This is a genomic window from Bacillus sp. cl95, assembly GCF_900115925.1.
Taxonomy (GTDB): domain Bacteria; phylum Bacillota; class Bacilli; order Bacillales; family Cytobacillaceae; genus Neobacillus_A.
On sequence record NZ_FOYF01000009.1, the window covers coordinates 1 to 17221 of the forward strand.

The window sequence follows — 17221 nt, forward strand, 5'->3', positions numbered from 1 at the left end:
AGCCGAAACCGTCTTTCAGCTTTTCCTCATGAGAGGAAAAGGATTATCCGGTATTAGCTCCGGTTTCCCGAAGTTATCCCAGTCTTACAGGCAGGTTACCCACGTGTTACTCACCCGTCCGCCGCTGATATCAGGGAGCAAGCTCCCATCAATCCGCTCGACTTGCATGTATTAGGCACGCCGCCAGCGTTCGTCCTGAGCCAGGATCAAACTCTCCGATAAAGAGTGAGATTAGCTCAATTACTAACTCTGGCAAGTTCCAGCAACAAAGTTACTTTCACTTGTTATTACTTGTTTGTTGACATTTTTGTTTGTTTAGTTTTCAAGGAACAATTTCGTTCGTCACTCAGAAGCGACTTTATTATATTAACAGTTTGTTAAGCTTGCGTCAATAACTTTTTTGAAGTTTTTTTCTTGCTAGCTAACTCGCTGTAACAACATTTAATAATATATCACCTTTAAATCTTCGATGCAATAGCAATTCTTCATTTTTATCGCAAACTATTAAAGAATAATAATTCTAACTTATCATTTAACTCCCTCCTCATTTTGACCCGCAATCAAACTCCCTTCTTAAGATCGACATTACATGGAGGGACTCATACCCATCCCTAGATAGCAAACACTCTCTCAATGTTCCTTCTATAACAAAACCCTGACTTTCATAAAGGTGAATTGCTCGAGAGTTCCCTACTTTCACATCTAACCATAATCGGTTTGCATCGAAATCACGAAACACCCAATCTTTTAGAAGCTTAAACGCCTCTTTTCCATACCCCTTTCCTTTTGGCCCTATCGTTATCCGGATTAGCTCCACACTTTTGTTCGGATTCATTACTCCACCCAAAATTACGTAACCAACTACAGAATCACCAAGAATCCTATCCTCTATTATGAAGTGCATCATATCTTTGTTTCTTAATGATTCTACATGCTACTCCTTTGCCCACGGAATAATATAACAAGAGTTTTCTTCTAACAATTCTAGTCCGCATACAAAATCCATGTCTTCCATTCTCGTTTCCCTTAATCGAATTACGTTACTTTCTCAGAACATCTAAATCCCGCCCTATAAAATATTACATATATTCTTCAAGGTCATTATTAGGAATTCCTTTCGTAATTTCAACTTTACTAATTCAAAAAAGCGCCCCTAAAAGGGACGCTTCAACTATATTATTTATGTCTCATTAATGGGAATAACAGAACATCACGGATTGACGGTGAATTTGTCAGCAACATCACTAGACGATCGATACCGATACCAAGTCCACCTGTTGGCGGCATACCGTATTCAAGAGCTTCGATAAAGTCATCATCCATTTCATGCGCCTCATCATTACCTTGCTCACGTTCTTTTAATTGCGCCTCAAAACGTTCACGTTGGTCAATCGGGTCGTTTAGCTCTGTGAACGCATTTGCGTGCTCACGTCCAACGATGAATAATTCGAAACGATCAGTGAATCGTGGATCCTCATCGTTTTTCTTAGCTAAAGGAGAAATCTCAACTGGGTGTCCGTAAATGAATGTTGGCTGAATAAGCTTATCTTCAATTTTTTGCTCAAAGAACTCATTTACAATATGACCATACTGCATATGCTTGGTAATTTCTACACCGTGTTCATTCGCAAGTTCACGCGCTTCTTCAACGCTCATTTCCTTCCAGAAATCTGCACCTGTGTATTCCTTAATGGCATCTACCATATGAAGCCTCTTCCACTCAGGCTTTAGATCAACAGTGTATTCACCATAAATAACCGTAGTAGTACCCAGTACTTCTTGAGCAATATGAGCCACAAGGTTTTCAGTAAGCTTCATGATATCACGGTAATCAGCGTAAGCTTCATAAAGCTCTATCATCGTGAACTCTGGATTATGACGAGTTGACACGCCTTCATTACGGAAAACACGGCCAATTTCATAAACCTTTTCAAGACCACCGACGATTAGACGCTTTAAATGAAGTTCAATTGCAATACGCATGAATAATGGCATATCCAGAGCATTATGGTGTGTATTGAATGGGCGAGCTGAAGCCCCACCAGCAATGGAGTGCATCATTGGTGTTTCCACTTCTAAGTAGCCATGATCATCAAGGTAGCGACGCATAGATTGAATGATAAGACTTCTAGAGATAAAGGTCTTTTTGCTTTCTTCACTCATGATTAAATCCAAATAACGCTGACGATAGCGTTGCTCAACGTCCTTAAGTCCATGGAACTTATCTGGCAATGGACGAAGAGCTTTAGTCAGAAGTTCAAAACTGCTTACTTTAATAGAAAGCTCTCCAACTTGTGTCTTAAAAAGTGTACCTGTAACACCAACGATATCGCCTAAATCAGCAGAATTAAAAATACCGTACTGTTCTTCACCGACTGCATCTTGACGAACATAAATCTGAAGTTTACCTGTCAAGTCTTGAACATGGGCAAAACCAGCTTTACCTTTACCACGCTTTGTCATTAAACGACCCGCGATGGTTACAGAAACAGCTCGTCCATCAATGTCTTCTTTTTCTAATTCGCCGTACTGACTGATTAGTTCTGCTGTATCGTGCGAACGCTCAAATCTTTTACCAAACGGATCAAGACCACTTTCGCGCATAGCATGCATTTTTTCGCGTCTTACTTTCAGTTGATCATTTAATTCTTCATGACTCATTGCACTCAACTCCATTTTCGTTTCTTTTATGTAAAGCGTCTATCGCTTTGATCAAGCAAAGTTCATTCACATACTATAATATTTTACACAAACTCTTAAAATCACACATCATAAATGTTTGAAATAGAATAAAAACTGCCAGTTTTCCCACTGGCAGTTTCTTCTTGTATGAATCGTATTATAGAAAAAGAGCAGTATGATGTCAATTGTTACCCGACATTCACACCGTTTTCTTCTAATTCTTTCGCTTCTGATTCTACAACTAGCTCAGAAAGCAAGTTTACAAGATCATCGCGTGTGTTACACTCGTTGATGCCATTTCTTACCTTGGCATTTCCACGGATACCTTTTAAGTACCATGCAGCATGTTTTCTCATTTCACGAACTGCTACATTTTCATTCTTCAATGCAATGAGGCGGTCTAAATGAAGCGTACATACATCGATTTTTTCACGTACAGTAGGCTCGTCTGCAAGCTCACCCGTTTCAAGGTACTTAACGGTACGATAGATCATCCAAGGATCTCCTAGCGCCGCTCTTCCGATCATGACGCCATCTACACCCGTCTCTTCAAGCATACGTTTCGCATCTTGAGGAGTTTGTACGTCACCATTCCCGATAATAGGGATATTAACGGATTGTTTCACTTCGCGAATGATATCCCAGTTGGCTGTTCCTTCGTACATTTGTACCCGAGTACGACCATGAAGAGCAATAGCTTTACCTCCAGCTCGCTCTACAGCTTGCGCATTTCTCACTGCGAAAATGTGTTCAGAATCCCAACCCATACGCATTTTTACTGTAACAGGCTTATCAACAGCGTCTACAACTGCCGAAACCATTTCATAAATCTTATCTGGATCTAATAACCATTTAGCTCCTGCATCACATTTCGTAATCTTCGGAACCGGACAACCCATATTAATATCGATGATATCTGCATTTGTGTTTTGGTCCACAAATTTCGCCGCTTCTACCAAAGTAGATCTTTCGCCACCGAAAATCTGCAGGCTTAGAGGTTTTTCTCTTTCATCGATGTAAAGCATGTTCATCGTTTTTTCATTTTTTAAAATGATCCCTTTATCACTAACCATTTCAGCACATACTAGCCCTGCCCCAAACTCTTTTACCGTTAAACGGAAAGCAGAGTTACATACACCAGCCATCGGCGCTAGTACTACTCGGTTCTTCATGACAATATCTCCAATTTTCAGCATGAAGCAACCCCCTTAATTCCAGTATGAAAAAAAATGTATATAACCTAAACCGACTTCTTTTCGAAGAAGCTTCATTTTCTATTCTTCCGGTGGAGTTAATTCCTTTAAACTTACTCCAAGACTATCAGCAGCCAATCCAATAAGCTCATCTGAAGGCATTCGATTGCCTCTTTCAATTTCACCAAGGATTGATACCGAGACACCTAACTTTCTCGAGAAGCTTTCTTGAGTATAACCTTTTAGCTTTCGATAAGCGCGAATACGTCTTCCCCATTTTTCCGCTTCCATATCCGAACTCCTTCTTTGTCATGTATATGGTCTAAATAGAATTGAACGGGTTTATCTAAATTCGGAATTTGAATGTCTTGATTCATCTCTAATAACGGAATCAGGACGAAACCTCTTTCCAACATACGAGGATGTGGAACAAAAAGCTTCTCTGTTTCAATATTTTCTTGATTATACAACAGAATGTCAAGGTCTATTGTTCGAGGACCCCATCTAACCAACCTTTTTCTTCCAAGCTGCAACTCTATTTCTAAGCAAACTTCCAGTAATTCTTCTGCACTTAAGTCAGTCAAAACTTGAATTACCATATTAAGAAATAAGTCTTGGTCTTCATACCCAACAGGATCCGTTTCATAGACAGAGGAATTATTTACCAAACGAATTTTTTCATGTTCATTAAGTAGTTTAATAGCTTCTAAGAGGGTTTGAACGCGGTCTCCCATATTGGCACCGAGTGAAATGTAAGCTTCATTCTTCATTCTATCTACCCCTTGTGATTTCGACCGCTACCGATTTATAGTGACCAGGGATTGGCGGATCTGGCTTGATGACTTTGACAGTTACTTCGATAACTGCAGCAAATTCCCCTAAAACATTTGAAGCAATTTTTTCAGCGACTGCTTCAACCAGTTTAAATGGCTCACCCTCGGCTACTTCCTTACAAACTCGGTATAGCTCACCATAGTTTACTGATTCGTTTAAGTCGTCCGTTTCCCCCGCCTTCTTCAAATCAGCGGTGACGACCAAGTCGATTACAAAGCGTTGACCGAGACGGGTTTCTTCTGGAAATACACCATGATAACCGTAGAATTCCATCTTATTCACATATATTTTATCCACTGAAATCTCCCTTCCCCATCAGCGCATCCATCATCCTTGCCATCCGACTCATCTCTTTCACGTCATGTACACGAACAATCTGACAGCCTTTTTGAATTCCGAAGCAAACAGTAGCTCCTGTCCCCTCCATCCTTTCTTCTACTGGCAGGTCGAGCACCTTTCCTATCGTAGATTTACGGGAAGTCCCTAACAGAACGGGATAACCAACAGCCACAAACTTGTCCAAGTACCTCATCATCTCTAGGTTCTGCTCCGTGTCCTTCACAAAACCGATACCAGGGTCTAGAATAATTTTATCATCCGTTACACCTGCATTTTTACAGATAGCAATGCTTTCGAATATGTCGTTCATGACATCTCTCGTGAAATTCTTATAGTCACGATTTTGGCGATTATGCATCAAGATGATCGGAGCATTCATTTCCGCAGCGACATGCGCCATCTGAGGGTCTGCTTTTGCTCCCCATACATCATTAATAATATGAGCCCCGGCAAGCAACGCTTGTCTTGCTGCCTCCGCTTTATAAGTATCAATGGATATAGGTACATCCACACTTTCAGATACAGCTCTTACAATTGGTAGGATGCGCTCGAGCTCTTCTTCTAATGGGACTGGAGCTGAACCTGGTCTTGTAGATTCACCGCCAATGTCAATGATATCAGCTCCATCAGCAACCATTTGCCTTGCATGAGCGACAGCACTGTCAATTCTGTTATAATGACCACCATCTGAAAACGAATCCGGAGTGGCGTTAAGAATACCCATTATTATAGTTTTCTTACCATAATCTATTGTATGTGATCCACAATGAATCACCGTGTCATATCCATTATCCATCATAATAGTTCCTCCTTCAGTTGTCGCCTGCTATACAAATGTTGCGTAAGGTTACGATATTGGTTATGAAGCTCATTCACAAATCCACCAGCTCGTCCCACTTTTTTTCTATCTTTGAAAGCCGAAACAGCCACTACTTCTTGAATCGAGTTTGTGAAGAATATTTCATCAGCATCAGTTGCTTCTTCTGGTAAAAAAAAGCCTTCGATTACCTTTATGCCATTCTTTATGGCAAGTTCTAGGATTAACTGTCTCGTTACCCCATCCAATATTCCTGTATCTACTGATGGAGTGTACAATATCCCATCCTTCAACCAGAACAAATTAGAGACAATCCCTTCCGCAAGATATCCTTCTGAAGTGAGGAAAACTCCTTCTATTTTTGGATCCGCTCCTATTTCTCGTTTTGCCAATAGGTTATTTAAGTAGTGATGAGATTTCAGCCTCTTGGCACCTTCTGGCGTATTCCTCGGCAAAGTGAGCATGACAGCCTCTTTTTCAGTCAGATCAGAAGCAGGCGGCAAGGGCTTAGCAAAGACAATGGTAACAGGTTTAAGATAAGGCTCTGTTTGCAGTCCAATTTCTCCTGCACCAGCAGAGACATTAAATCTAATGTATGCATCTTGATAACCATTCGCATTTAAAAGCTGGCTAACTAATCCCTCAACTTCTTCACGAATGAATTCTTTTTTGATATCAAGCACGCTCAATCCTTGATTCAACCTTTCCAGGTGATCATCGAGCAAAAAGCAATGGCCGTCATAGACTCGAAACGTTTCAAATAATCCCACCCCATATAAATATCCATGATCAAAAGGTGAAATCATCGCTTTTTCTTTTTCAACAAGCTTTCCATCAAGTAGTATGAACATGCGATTATCTCCCTGCCGTATCTACAGATGCAACCTTATCTATATTCGCGTATTGAAGGATGAAATTCCTTAATAGCTCCTTACCAGATTCAGTCATGATAGATTCGGGATGAAATTGCACCCCTTCAACCGGAAGTGTCTTGTGACGAATTGCCATAATTTCCCCTTCCTTTGTCCACGCGGTCACTTCCAGACAATCTGGCAGAGACTCATTTTTAACAATAAGCGAATGATACCTTGTCGCTAAAAAAGGGTTTTTGATGCCATTGAAAATAGTTTTTCCATCATGATGCATCGGTGATGTTTTACCGTGCATGAGCCGCTCGGCTTGTACTACTTTAGCGCCAAATGCTTGAGCGATAGCTTGCTGACCAAGACAGACACCAAAGATCGGAATTTTCCCAGCAAAGTAAGTAATGGCCTCCAAGCTAATGCCCGCTTCATTGGGACTACACGGTCCGGGCGAGATCATCAAGAACTTTGGCGACAGTTCCTCGATTTCCTGTATGGAGATTTCATCGTTTCTTTTTACTACTAACTCCTCACCCAACTCACCTAAGTATTGAACAAGGTTATATGTAAAAGAATCATAGTTATCAATCATTAAGATCATGTGAATCACCCGCTTCTGCAAGATCTTTCGCTTTCCAAAGGGCAAGTGCCTTTTTCAACGATTCTTTGTATTCATTTTTAGGATGGGAGTCTATTACGATACCGGCGCCTGCTTGGACATGAGCCTTTTGATCTTTCACAAGCATTGTACGGATAATGATATTTAACTCCACGTCATCATTATATCCAATCCAGCCTAAAGAGCCTGTATACGGACCTCTTCTGACAGTCTCAAGTTCATCAATAATCTCCATCGTCCTGATCTTTGGAGCTCCCGTAATCGTACCACCAGGGAACACAGCATCTATCAAATCAATATTATTTTTATCAGGGCCGATTTCACCCCGTACGTTCGAAACAATATGCATCACATGTGAGTACTTTTCGATGACCATGAACTCATCTACCTCTACTGTTCCATAGCGGCATACTCTCCCTAGATCGTTTCTTTCCAAATCAACGAGCATGACATGTTCAGCTCGCTCCTTCTCATTTTCTATTAGCTCATTAGCCAATTGCAAATCTTCTTGTTCGTCTCTTCCTCGCGATCTTGTACCTGCAATAGGTCTTGTACTGACAACATCGCCTTTTTTCTTGATTAACAATTCAGGTGAGCCGCTCACGAGCTGAAATTCAGGTGTATGGAAATACCCCATATACGGAGAAGGATTTAAAATGCGCAGTTTTTCATACACATCTATCGCATCTACCGCCAAATCTTTCGTTTGCCTCACAGAAAGGTTGACTTGAAAAACATCACCTTGTGAAATATAGTGTTGAATTTTTTCCACCGCAGACATGAATTCATCTTCACTTAGAGAAACCTCCAGTGAATCATTCATGTTTTCATTTCGAAGAGGGACTGAAGAAGCCTGTTCTGCATCAGTCCATAACCTTTCCCACTCTTTTACTCTATCGTCTATCAATGAATCATTTCCATCGTACAAGAACATGAGCCAAAGCTCATTCGTTTCATGGTCAAAAACAAACCATTCATCATGCAACATGAAATAAATATCAGGAATTAAGAGGTCGTCCTTCGAAAAATCAGGAAGCTTCTCTATGTAACGAGCATAATCGTAGCTGATAAAACCAATGGCTCCACCTTGAAAGTCAGGGAACCCCGGCAAGGCTTCTACCTTATAGTCCTTCATCCATTCCTTCAATAAGTGCAGCGGGTTACCCTTGAACGTTATGGATTGACCATTACTTTTGATTTCCAATTCATAATCACGACCAATTGCAGTCACTTCTGGAGTGAACGCTGCCATACTATAACGCCCACCCCTTCCACTTTCAAAGAAAACATGATAACTATGATTTTCCGCTATCTTTCGGTATTGAGGAAAAAAGCGGGATATAAGATAAGGAATTTTTTTCGCATAAAGGTTTTTTTTCGTCAAGGAAGACACTCCCTCTTGTTTTAATACTATTATCATACATGAAGATGGTTTGAGTTTCATTTTTCCACATTAATTTCATGCTAAAAGTGCAATTCCACAGTGATCACATTAAAACAAAAAAGCGCCAGACTCAACGAGTCAACAGCGCTAGTTCAATCATTCTGTTTCAAATTGATAAAGCGGTGTACTTAAATATCTTTCCCCATTACTAGGAATAACCGCTAAAACTTTTTTACCTTTTCCAAGTTCTTTAGCAACTTCCAAAGCTGCGTATATCGCTGCACCGGAAGATATTCCGCCTAGAATACCTTCTTCCTTAGCTGCTCGACGGGCGTATTCAAATGCTTGTTCGTTCTGCACTTGAATGATTTCGTCATAGATCTCTGTATTAAGAATTTCTGGGACAAACCCTGCACCGATTCCTTGGATTTTATGAGGTCCCGGCTTACCTCCAGACAATACAGGAGAATCAGTTGGTTCAACCGCATAAACTTTCAAGTTAGGATACTTTTCACGAAGTACCTCGCCAGCACCTGTGATTGTTCCGCCAGTACCGATACCTGATACGAAGGCATCGAGCTGTTCTCCCATTTGTTCAACAATTTCAACACCTGTTGTCTTACGATGAATTTCGGGATTTGCTTCGTTTTTGAATTGTTGCGGCATGAAATAGCCATTTTCTTTTGCTAATTCCTCAGCCTTACGGATCGCACCACCCATCCCTTCAGGACCAGGAGTCAAGACAAGTTCTGCACCATAGGCGCGCAATAAGTTCCGACGCTCAACACTCATTGTTTCTGGCATAACTAAGATGGCTTTATAGCCTTTTGCTGCAGCAACCATCGCCAAACCAATTCCTGTATTTCCGCTCGTAGGTTCAATGATCGTAACACCCGGTTTAAGATTGCCGTTTTGTTCTGCTTCTTCAATCATGGCAAGGGCAATTCGGTCTTTTACACTGCTTCCTGGATTCATATATTCCAACTTCAAGTATACATCCGCGCTGTTTTCATCAACGAGACGGTTTAACTTAACAATCGGTGTTTGACCAATTAACTCTGATATCGAATTTGCTATACGAACCATTCTTACCACTCCCTATTATTCCGAGTATTTTCATTGGTTTTATTAAAATTTACCAATTACCATTGTAGTTGTCAATTAATTAGTACTGTTTTTATACAGTAAAAAGGCATGGAGAGGGAGGATTATTTTAATACGTCCAAACTCTACTCTTCTCTATATAGATATGAGCAAATACCCTCATTTTTAACCATATGAAAAACACGGGAAACAATTCCCGTGTTTTTCATTTTTTATTCTTTTTTACCATAAAACCAATCGACTTTCGCTTCATCCCAGAATGTTCTAGCCGTAACTGGTGACTTCATTTGTTCTAAAGCGAGTTGACGTCTTATTTGATTTTTCACTTCTTTGAATTCATACTCTTGTCCATCTACTTTTTCATGGAGCTTAATAATTGCATATCCTTGTTCTACTTTAAGCGGCTCGCTCCATTTTCCAGCCTTTAGTTTCTTGGCCGCCTCAATATACTCAGCTGGATAGCGTTCGTCGTCTGCATTAACAAATCCAATTTCGCCGCCCTGATTCGCTGAGAATTCTTCAATCGATTTTTCCATAGCGAGGGCTGCAAAACTTGATCCTTGGGATAGCTCTTTTGTCGCCTGCTTCGCTTCACTTTTCGTTTTCACGATCAAGTGGGATAAATGATAAGAAGTAGGAACTCTGAATAAATCTTTGTTCTCTTCATAGTATTTGGCGATTTCCTTTTCAGATACAGCTACATCCTTGGTCAATAATTCTTCAAGTAATATGCTGTTCTTAATTTTCCGCTTCCACTTCTTTTCATCATCAGCGTTTTCATGTTCAGCGGAAGCGTACATCGTCTGAACCATCTTTAGTTCTCTTTCAATTTCTTTCTCAGATACCTTAATATCATACTTATCTGCAATTTCTTCAATTACCTGTTGATCAACCAAGTCACGCAAGACATCTTTTCCGTACCTTGCTTCAAGTTCCATTAACCATTCCTGTCTCGTTACTTCCTTATCTCCGACAGTGGCTACCACTTCTTCACCCAATTTAGTGTTCCATGTTGTTTTAGATTTTGACAGGAAAAAGGCTACGGTAATGCAATTGAGCATGACAAGACCTGCGACTAACAGCCATAACTGCTTTATGTTCACCCTTGTCCTCCCCCATTTGACCTCTATTTCGTCTGTTGCTTTAGCTCTTCAAGTTCTTCTTTTGTGTACTGATATTTCTCATTACAAAAATGACAGTGAGCTTCCGCTTTTCCATCTTCATCTATCATAGCTTGAATTTCTTCTTCCCCTAAACTAATGATAGCGTCTGCAAATCGTTGCTTTGAACATGTACATTGGAAGGAAATAGGCTGAGTTTCAAGAATCTTTACTTGCCCTTCCCCTAAAACTGCTGCCAATATTTCCTCAGGTGTCAATCCTTCTTGAATCATTTTTGAAACAGGCTTAATCGTTTTCAATCTATCCTCAATGATCGTAATCGTTTCATCTTTGATTCCTGGCATCAATTGAATGATAAAACCACCCGCTGCAAGAATACTGTTATCTGGGTTAACAAGTACTCCGACACCTACAGATGATGGGACTTGTTCAGATGTTACAAGATAATAGGTAAAATCCTCACCGAGTTCACCTGATACAATCGGAACTTGACCTGAGAAAAAGTCTCTCATTCCAAGGTCTTTTACTACGGTCATCATCCCGTCTGTACCAACAGCTCTTCTGACATCAAGTTTTCCCTGTTCATTTAAGTCAAAATGAGTTTGTGGATTCGTAACATATCCGCGTACTTCACCTTTGGCATTGCTGTCCACAAGAATGTTCCCTAATGGACCGCCACCTTCTATCTTTATCGTAAGTTTATCTTCACCTTTTAACATTGCACCCATCATTACTCCTGCGGTCATTGCTCTTCCAAGAGCCGCAGAGGCAGTCGGCCAAGTATGATGGCGTCTTTGGGCCTCACCCACACTTGCTGTACTACAAACCGCATAAGCACGAATTTGTCCGTCATACGCGAGGGCTTTAACTAAATAATCGTTCATTCTTAAACCCCTTTCTAGTTGTGTGCTATTTCTTTATCATGTCCATATTTCGTTTATAGATAAGTTGTAATCCTTTTAAAGTTAAGAACGGATCGACAATATCAATGATATTCGATTCCTGTGCAATCAAGCTTGATAATCCCCCCGTAGCAATAACAGTTGGCTTTACATCGCTTTGGTCCATCATTCTTCTGACGAGACCTTCAACTTGTCCTACATAACCATACAAAATACCCGATTGCATAGCTGCAACGGTATTCTTGCCGATAACTCCATCTGGTCTGGCTATTTCAATTCTTGGAAGTTTAGCAGCACGAGAATAAAGTGCTTCTGTTGAAATATTAATACCTGGAGCAATTGCCCCTCCCATGTACTGCTTGTGTTCATTAATATAACAATAAGTCGTTGCCGTTCCAAAATCGACAATAATTAATGGTCTTCCATACTCCTGTATTGCCGCTACCGCATTTACAATACGGTCCGCCCCAACTTCGCGCGGATTCTCATACTTGATATCCAATCCAGTCTTGATGCCAGGACCAACGACTAGGGGTTTTACATGGAAATATTTTTGACACATTCTTTCTAACGCAAACATGATCGGAGGGACAACGGATGAGATAATAATACCGTCGATTTCCTCAAAAGAGAGCTGTGCGTGCTCAAATAAGGATCTGACAATCATACCGTATTCATCCTCAGAACGGTTCCGATTTGTTTCAATCCTCCAATGATGTTTTAATTCTTCACCTTTATATACACCTAAAACAATATTTGTATTTCCTACATCAAAAACAAAAATCAACATCATCACCACTTTATTGAAATTCATTCTTCTTTTACACTGCAAACATCATATCATAATTCATACAAAACATGTAAGAAAAGCGCAAGGGTCATCAGCACAAGCCAAAAACGCTTGGACTGCGAAAATAATCCATATCGACAAATTCGCCATATTCAGCAATGAAAAAAGAGCGCTCAGAGAAGCGCTCTTTCATATTATAGATCTTTATTTGCGTTAAGATCATCGATCGGTAGATTCTCTAGCGGTCTTTGCTCGCCAATTGATAACGGATCTTCATCTTTTTTTGCAGAGATGTTCACTTTCACATCATCTGTTTTAGACATCCTATATTCTAAAGAAGTACGGTCAAGCATTGCCCCTTTATCCCATAGATGTTTGATTTGTTCCGCATCAAGCGTTTCTACTTCAAGCAATGTATTAGCAATCAAATCAAGCTTATCGCGATTTTCAGTAATGATTTTTCTCGCTCTTTCGTAGCTCTCTTTAATAATACGTTGCATTTCTTGATCAATTTCAAATGCGATAGCATCAGAATAGTTCTGTTCATTGTGAAGGTCGCGTCCAAGGAATACTTGACCACCTTGCGCTTGGCCAAACTGCATTGGTCCGAGTTTATCACTCATACCATATTCAGTGACCATTTTTCTCGCAATACCAGTAGCACGTTGGAAGTCATTGTGAGCACCTGTACTTACTTCACCGAACACAATTTCTTCAGCGACACGGCCGCCTAAAAGCCCAACAATCTTATCAAGCAATTCAGGCTTAGTCATAAAGTAACGGTCTTCTTTTGGAAGCATTACAGCATAACCACCAGCTTGACCACGAGGTACGATTGTTACCTTGTGAACCATATCTGCTTCATCAAGAACGAGTCCGATAACCGTATGTCCCGCTTCATGGAAAGCAACAATATTGCGTTCTTTCTTCGAAATGACACGGCTCTTTTTCGCTGGTCCAGCAATGACACGGTCTGTTGCTTCATCTAAGTCTTCTAATTCAATCTTTTTCTTATTTTGACGAGCAGCAACCAAGGCTGCTTCATTTAATAAGTTTTCTAAGTCTGCACCAGAGAACCCTGGTGTACGCATAGCAATACTCTTAAGATCGACAGTTTCATCTAAAGGCTTATTTCGCGCATGAACCTTTAGCACTGCTTCACGACCCTTAACATCTGGGCGATCAACCGTAATTTGACGGTCAAAACGGCCTGGACGCAATAACGCAGGGTCTAGAATATCCGGACGGTTTGTTGCAGCAACAATGATAATACCTTCATTGGCACCGAAACCATCCATCTCAACTAGTAATTGATTCAATGTTTGTTCACGTTCATCATGTCCTCCACCGAGACCAGCACCACGCTGACGGCCAACGGCATCAATTTCATCGATGAAAATGATACAAGGAGCATTTTTCTTAGCTGTTTCAAATAAATCACGTACACGTGATGCACCAACACCGACGAACATTTCAACGAAGTCGGAACCACTGATAGAGAAGAACGGAACTCCTGCCTCACCAGCAACAGCACGTGCAAGTAAAGTTTTACCTGTTCCTGGAGGTCCGACTAACAAGACACCTTTAGGAATGCGTGCACCAAGCTCTGCGAATTTACGAGGATCCTTAAGAAACTCTACTACTTCTACAAGCTCTTGCTTTTCTTCATCAGCACCAGCTACATCTTTAAAACGAACCTTCTTCTTATCTTCATTATATAGCTTGGCTTTGCTTTTGCCGAAATTCATAACTCGGCTGCCTCCGCCTTGCGCTTGATTTAAAAGGAAGAAGAATAGGATAAAGATAATGACAAACGGGATAATGCTTGTAAAGAATGTAACCCAACCGCTTGTTTCTTTAGCAGGCATTACATCTACCTTAGATTTTGCCTTATCAATGCGATCAAGCATTACATCACTATTTGGAATATAAGTAAGGAAATACTGATCCTTTTTGTATTCGTTGAGTTGCCCGCGCACCTCATAAACACCACGTTCAGGTTGCATTTGGAAAGTCTTTACGTCACCTGATTCTAGCTTTGTAACAAATTCATTATAGGTAAGGTGCTTTGTCGCTTCGTTGTTTCCATTAAAGAAGCTAACAACACCTATAATGACTAAAAATATCAATAAATAAAAGATGGTATTACGGAATATCCGATTCATCCCTTACCTCCTCCCACGGTCAGCAAACTATTTTAAATAGTATCATAGAAAATCATTCCAATTCAAGGAATTACACTTGTACACATAGCTTGGTGGCATGTTCTTGGATGTGCATGAAAACTAGTTTTATTCTTCGTCGTTGTTTGTATAAACTTCAGGTTTTAACACGCCTATATAAGGAAGGTTACGGTACTTTTCAATGTAATCCAAACCGTATCCAACTACGAACTCATCTGGACAGATAAATCCTACATAATCAGCTTCAATTTTTGATTTTCGGCCTGTAGGCTTATCCAGTAGTGTTACAATCTTAACGGAATTTGCTTTACGGTATTTAAATAAATCCGCAAGATAGCTCAACGTCAAGCCACTATCAATGATATCTTCCACAATTAAGATATCTCTGCCTTCGACTGAAGTATTAAGGTCTTTCAAGATTTTCACTTCGCCTGAAGAAACGAAAGCATTACCGTAGCTTGAAACATCCATGAAATCCATTTCAAGATAAGTATCCATTCTTTTCAACAAATCAGCCATAAAAGGCATTGCACCTTTCAATACTCCGACTGCTAATGGCAAGCGATCTTGATAGTCTTCTGTCAACTGAGCAGCAAGTTCTTTAATCTTTGCTTGAATTTCTTCCTCTGTAAACAGCACTTTTTCGATATCATTTTTCATCATTTCTTTTTTTGCCCCCTAGAAGATCGTTACTTGTTAGTTGTATGTAAAAAGGATATAACTATTAGCACATTTGTTAGTGTCTTCATAAGCTGACTTTTTCAAACCCGGTAACCAAAGAATCTTACCCTCCCCATTTGTGACAATGGGCCAACTTTCTCTCTCATTCAGCGGAATCTTTTGATCAATGAAAATGTCCTTAATTTTTCTAGTTCCTGCCATTCCTTTCAATGTCATTCTGTCACCATTTTGTCGAGAGCGAATGATGAATGGCTTTTTCATATCATGCATAGCAAAAATGGAAATTTTCGAATGAAGTGAAGGAACTGGATTATCCGTATATTCCATAGTTAAGCTTCGCCCATTTGGAAGTATGATTGTACCCGGCTCAGTCAATTCAAAACAATAAGCTTCTGACTTCTGCCCTTCTAAAATGAAATGGCCACGCTGATAGGAACGGATAATTTTTAAACCATTTGGAAAGTCGAGCGTTCCAGATGGCTGAGGTCTATGAAGCAAGGAAAGCGCTTGGTCAATATGTACAGCTGAAAGAGATGCGGGTTTTTCCTTATAAAGATAGTTTAATATTAGTTGAATACCTCTTCTTTGTAAAGGCATTGGCATCGCTGCAAATGTTTCGATATCCGCTGTAATACGACCATTTTCTCTTTTAATGATTACTGTATTCATTTTAAGAGCGGTTAATTCCTGCAGAAGTGCTTCATCTTCTTGTATCTCTTCACTAAATCGTTGAAAATGCTGATGAACAAGCGGGTTCTCTGACTTAAGAAATGGCACGACGTGTTTCCTAAACCGATTCCGACCATAGTATCCTTTTTCATTACTAGGATCGTTCCGAGGAGAAAGACCATGTTGGTCACAATACTCTCGAATTTCTTCCTTCGTCACATCCAACAACGGCCTAACAATATTCCACTCCTCAAACGAACGAATAAACGGTATTCCTGCACGCGCAGCTCCGGTACTCCCCCTCGTCAGTCTCATAAGAATGGTTTCGATTTGGTCGTCACCATGATGGGCAAGGGCTAGCCAATCGCATCCCCGCCTTTTCAGCACCTCTGCAAAGAAAGCGTATCTGCATTCTCTTGCCGCGACTTGAGAGCTTTTTCCGGTAGCAGCAATAACTTCTGGTACATTTATTTGTGCCATTTCAAAAGGGATACCTCTTTGTTCACAATAGTCTTTCACATACACCGCATCAGCAAACGATTCTTCACCGCGAAACATGTGATCTACATGGGCGGCCACAAGTGAAATGTTCCACCTTTTTCGATTTTCATTAAGAAAATGAAGTAAGGCCATCGAATCTGGCCCACCAGAAACGCCTACGACGATTCGTTTATCTTCAAAAGAAAAGTTGTGTTGCTTTACAAATTTTTTGAGATTAGTTTCAAACATGATTCCAACTTCCTTAAAAAGGTATACATTCTTTACCCTCAGTTGTTCAATAAAAAACGTACCCACTATTCCTATTGTTTAGTTGCTGATTTAAATATATACGATTACATTGTGAATTGGTTTCATATTTTTTAAATTCCAGCTCTCTTAATGCTTAGTGTTGACTTTTATGAGCTATGGTAGAGAAAATCCACTCGCTTTCCTAATCCCAACCGACAAGCCTCCTCGGTCATTCCTCGCTGCGGGGTCTTTACAGTCCGTTTTTCCGAAGGAGTATAGCGGGTTCCCTACTTACAACTATTAATAGTGTC

Annotated in this window: 17 protein-coding genes and 1 rRNA gene; all 18 read right to left on the reverse strand. The window is 40.3% G+C overall.

The annotated features are described in order from the left end of the window. Positions 1-222 (reverse strand): 16S ribosomal RNA (locus tag BMZ31_RS18315); the annotation flags it as partial. Between the two features lie 322 nt (positions 223-544). Beyond that, positions 545-907, reverse strand: coding sequence for a GNAT family N-acetyltransferase (locus BMZ31_RS18320; protein ID WP_254778917.1), 363 nt, complete (start codon positions 905-907; stop codon positions 545-547). Between the two features lie 269 nt (positions 908-1176). After that, complete coding sequence (lysS, locus tag BMZ31_RS18325) at positions 1177-2661, reverse strand: lysine--tRNA ligase (RefSeq protein WP_090833389.1); 1485 nt, start codon at positions 2659-2661, stop codon at positions 1177-1179. A gap of 209 nt (positions 2662-2870) precedes the next feature. Then, positions 2871-3878 (reverse strand): tRNA dihydrouridine synthase DusB, encoded by a 1008-nt coding sequence (gene dusB, locus BMZ31_RS18330; protein WP_090833390.1) that lies wholly within the window; start codon positions 3876-3878, stop codon positions 2871-2873. A gap of 78 nt (positions 3879-3956) precedes the next feature. Then, the gene (locus BMZ31_RS18335) at positions 3957-4166 is read right to left on the reverse strand and encodes a helix-turn-helix domain-containing protein (protein ID WP_090833391.1); all 210 of its coding nucleotides are present in this window, start codon (positions 4164-4166) and stop codon (positions 3957-3959) included. After that, positions 4118-4645: a 2-amino-4-hydroxy-6-hydroxymethyldihydropteridine diphosphokinase gene (gene folK / locus BMZ31_RS18340; protein WP_090833392.1), complete on the reverse strand. Its 528-nt coding sequence runs from the start codon at positions 4643-4645 to the stop codon at positions 4118-4120. The genes BMZ31_RS18335 and folK overlap by 49 nt, the downstream gene beginning before the upstream one ends. Position 4646: 1 nt before the next feature. Further along, on the reverse strand, positions 4647-5006 hold the full coding sequence (folB, locus tag BMZ31_RS18345; protein ID WP_090833393.1) for a dihydroneopterin aldolase: 360 nt from the start codon (positions 5004-5006) through the stop codon (positions 4647-4649). Continuing rightward, positions 4999-5847, reverse strand: a complete 849-nt coding sequence (gene folP / locus BMZ31_RS18350) for a dihydropteroate synthase (protein ID WP_254778918.1) — start codon at positions 5845-5847, stop codon at positions 4999-5001. The genes folB and folP overlap by 8 nt, the downstream gene beginning before the upstream one ends. Then, on the reverse strand, positions 5844-6716 hold the full coding sequence (pabC, locus tag BMZ31_RS18355) for an aminodeoxychorismate lyase (protein ID WP_090833394.1): 873 nt from the start codon (positions 6714-6716) through the stop codon (positions 5844-5846). The genes folP and pabC overlap by 4 nt, the downstream gene beginning before the upstream one ends. 4 nt (positions 6717-6720) lie before the next feature. After that, positions 6721-7329 carry an aminodeoxychorismate/anthranilate synthase component II gene (gene pabA / locus BMZ31_RS18360; protein WP_090833395.1) on the reverse strand — a complete coding sequence of 203 codons (609 nt, stop codon included), beginning with the start codon at positions 7327-7329 and terminating at the stop codon, positions 6721-6723. Continuing rightward, a complete protein-coding gene (locus BMZ31_RS18365; RefSeq protein ID WP_139205981.1) occupies positions 7313-8731 on the reverse strand; it encodes an anthranilate synthase component I family protein in 1419 nt (472 codons plus the stop codon). Before BMZ31_RS18365 ends, pabA begins: the two co-directional genes overlap by 17 nt. A 156-nt stretch (positions 8732-8887) precedes the next feature. Then, complete coding sequence (gene cysK / locus BMZ31_RS18370; protein WP_090833396.1) at positions 8888-9817, reverse strand: cysteine synthase A; 930 nt, start codon at positions 9815-9817, stop codon at positions 8888-8890. Positions 9818-10047: 230 nt separating this feature from the next. Beyond that, positions 10048-10938 carry a peptidyl-prolyl cis-trans isomerase gene (locus BMZ31_RS18375; protein WP_090833397.1) on the reverse strand — a complete coding sequence of 297 codons (891 nt, stop codon included), beginning with the start codon at positions 10936-10938 and terminating at the stop codon, positions 10048-10050. Between the two features lie 23 nt (positions 10939-10961). Then, positions 10962-11840, reverse strand: a complete 879-nt coding sequence (hslO, locus tag BMZ31_RS18380) for an Hsp33 family molecular chaperone HslO (protein WP_090833398.1) — start codon at positions 11838-11840, stop codon at positions 10962-10964. Between the two features lie 25 nt (positions 11841-11865). Beyond that, complete coding sequence (locus tag BMZ31_RS18385) at positions 11866-12645, reverse strand: type III pantothenate kinase (RefSeq protein WP_175478181.1); 780 nt, start codon at positions 12643-12645, stop codon at positions 11866-11868. A 197-nt stretch (positions 12646-12842) separates the two neighbouring features. Further along, positions 12843-14813: an ATP-dependent zinc metalloprotease FtsH gene (gene ftsH / locus BMZ31_RS18390; RefSeq protein WP_090833400.1), complete on the reverse strand. Its 1971-nt coding sequence runs from the start codon at positions 14811-14813 to the stop codon at positions 12843-12845. A 126-nt stretch (positions 14814-14939) separates the two neighbouring features. Then, the gene (gene hpt, locus BMZ31_RS20840; protein ID WP_090833401.1) at positions 14940-15494 is read right to left on the reverse strand and encodes a hypoxanthine phosphoribosyltransferase; all 555 of its coding nucleotides are present in this window, start codon (positions 15492-15494) and stop codon (positions 14940-14942) included. 33 nt (positions 15495-15527) lie between these two features. Next, positions 15528-16910 (reverse strand): tRNA lysidine(34) synthetase TilS, encoded by a 1383-nt coding sequence (gene tilS / locus BMZ31_RS18400; RefSeq protein ID WP_090833402.1) that lies wholly within the window; start codon positions 16908-16910, stop codon positions 15528-15530. Positions 16911-17221 lie beyond the last annotated feature (311 nt).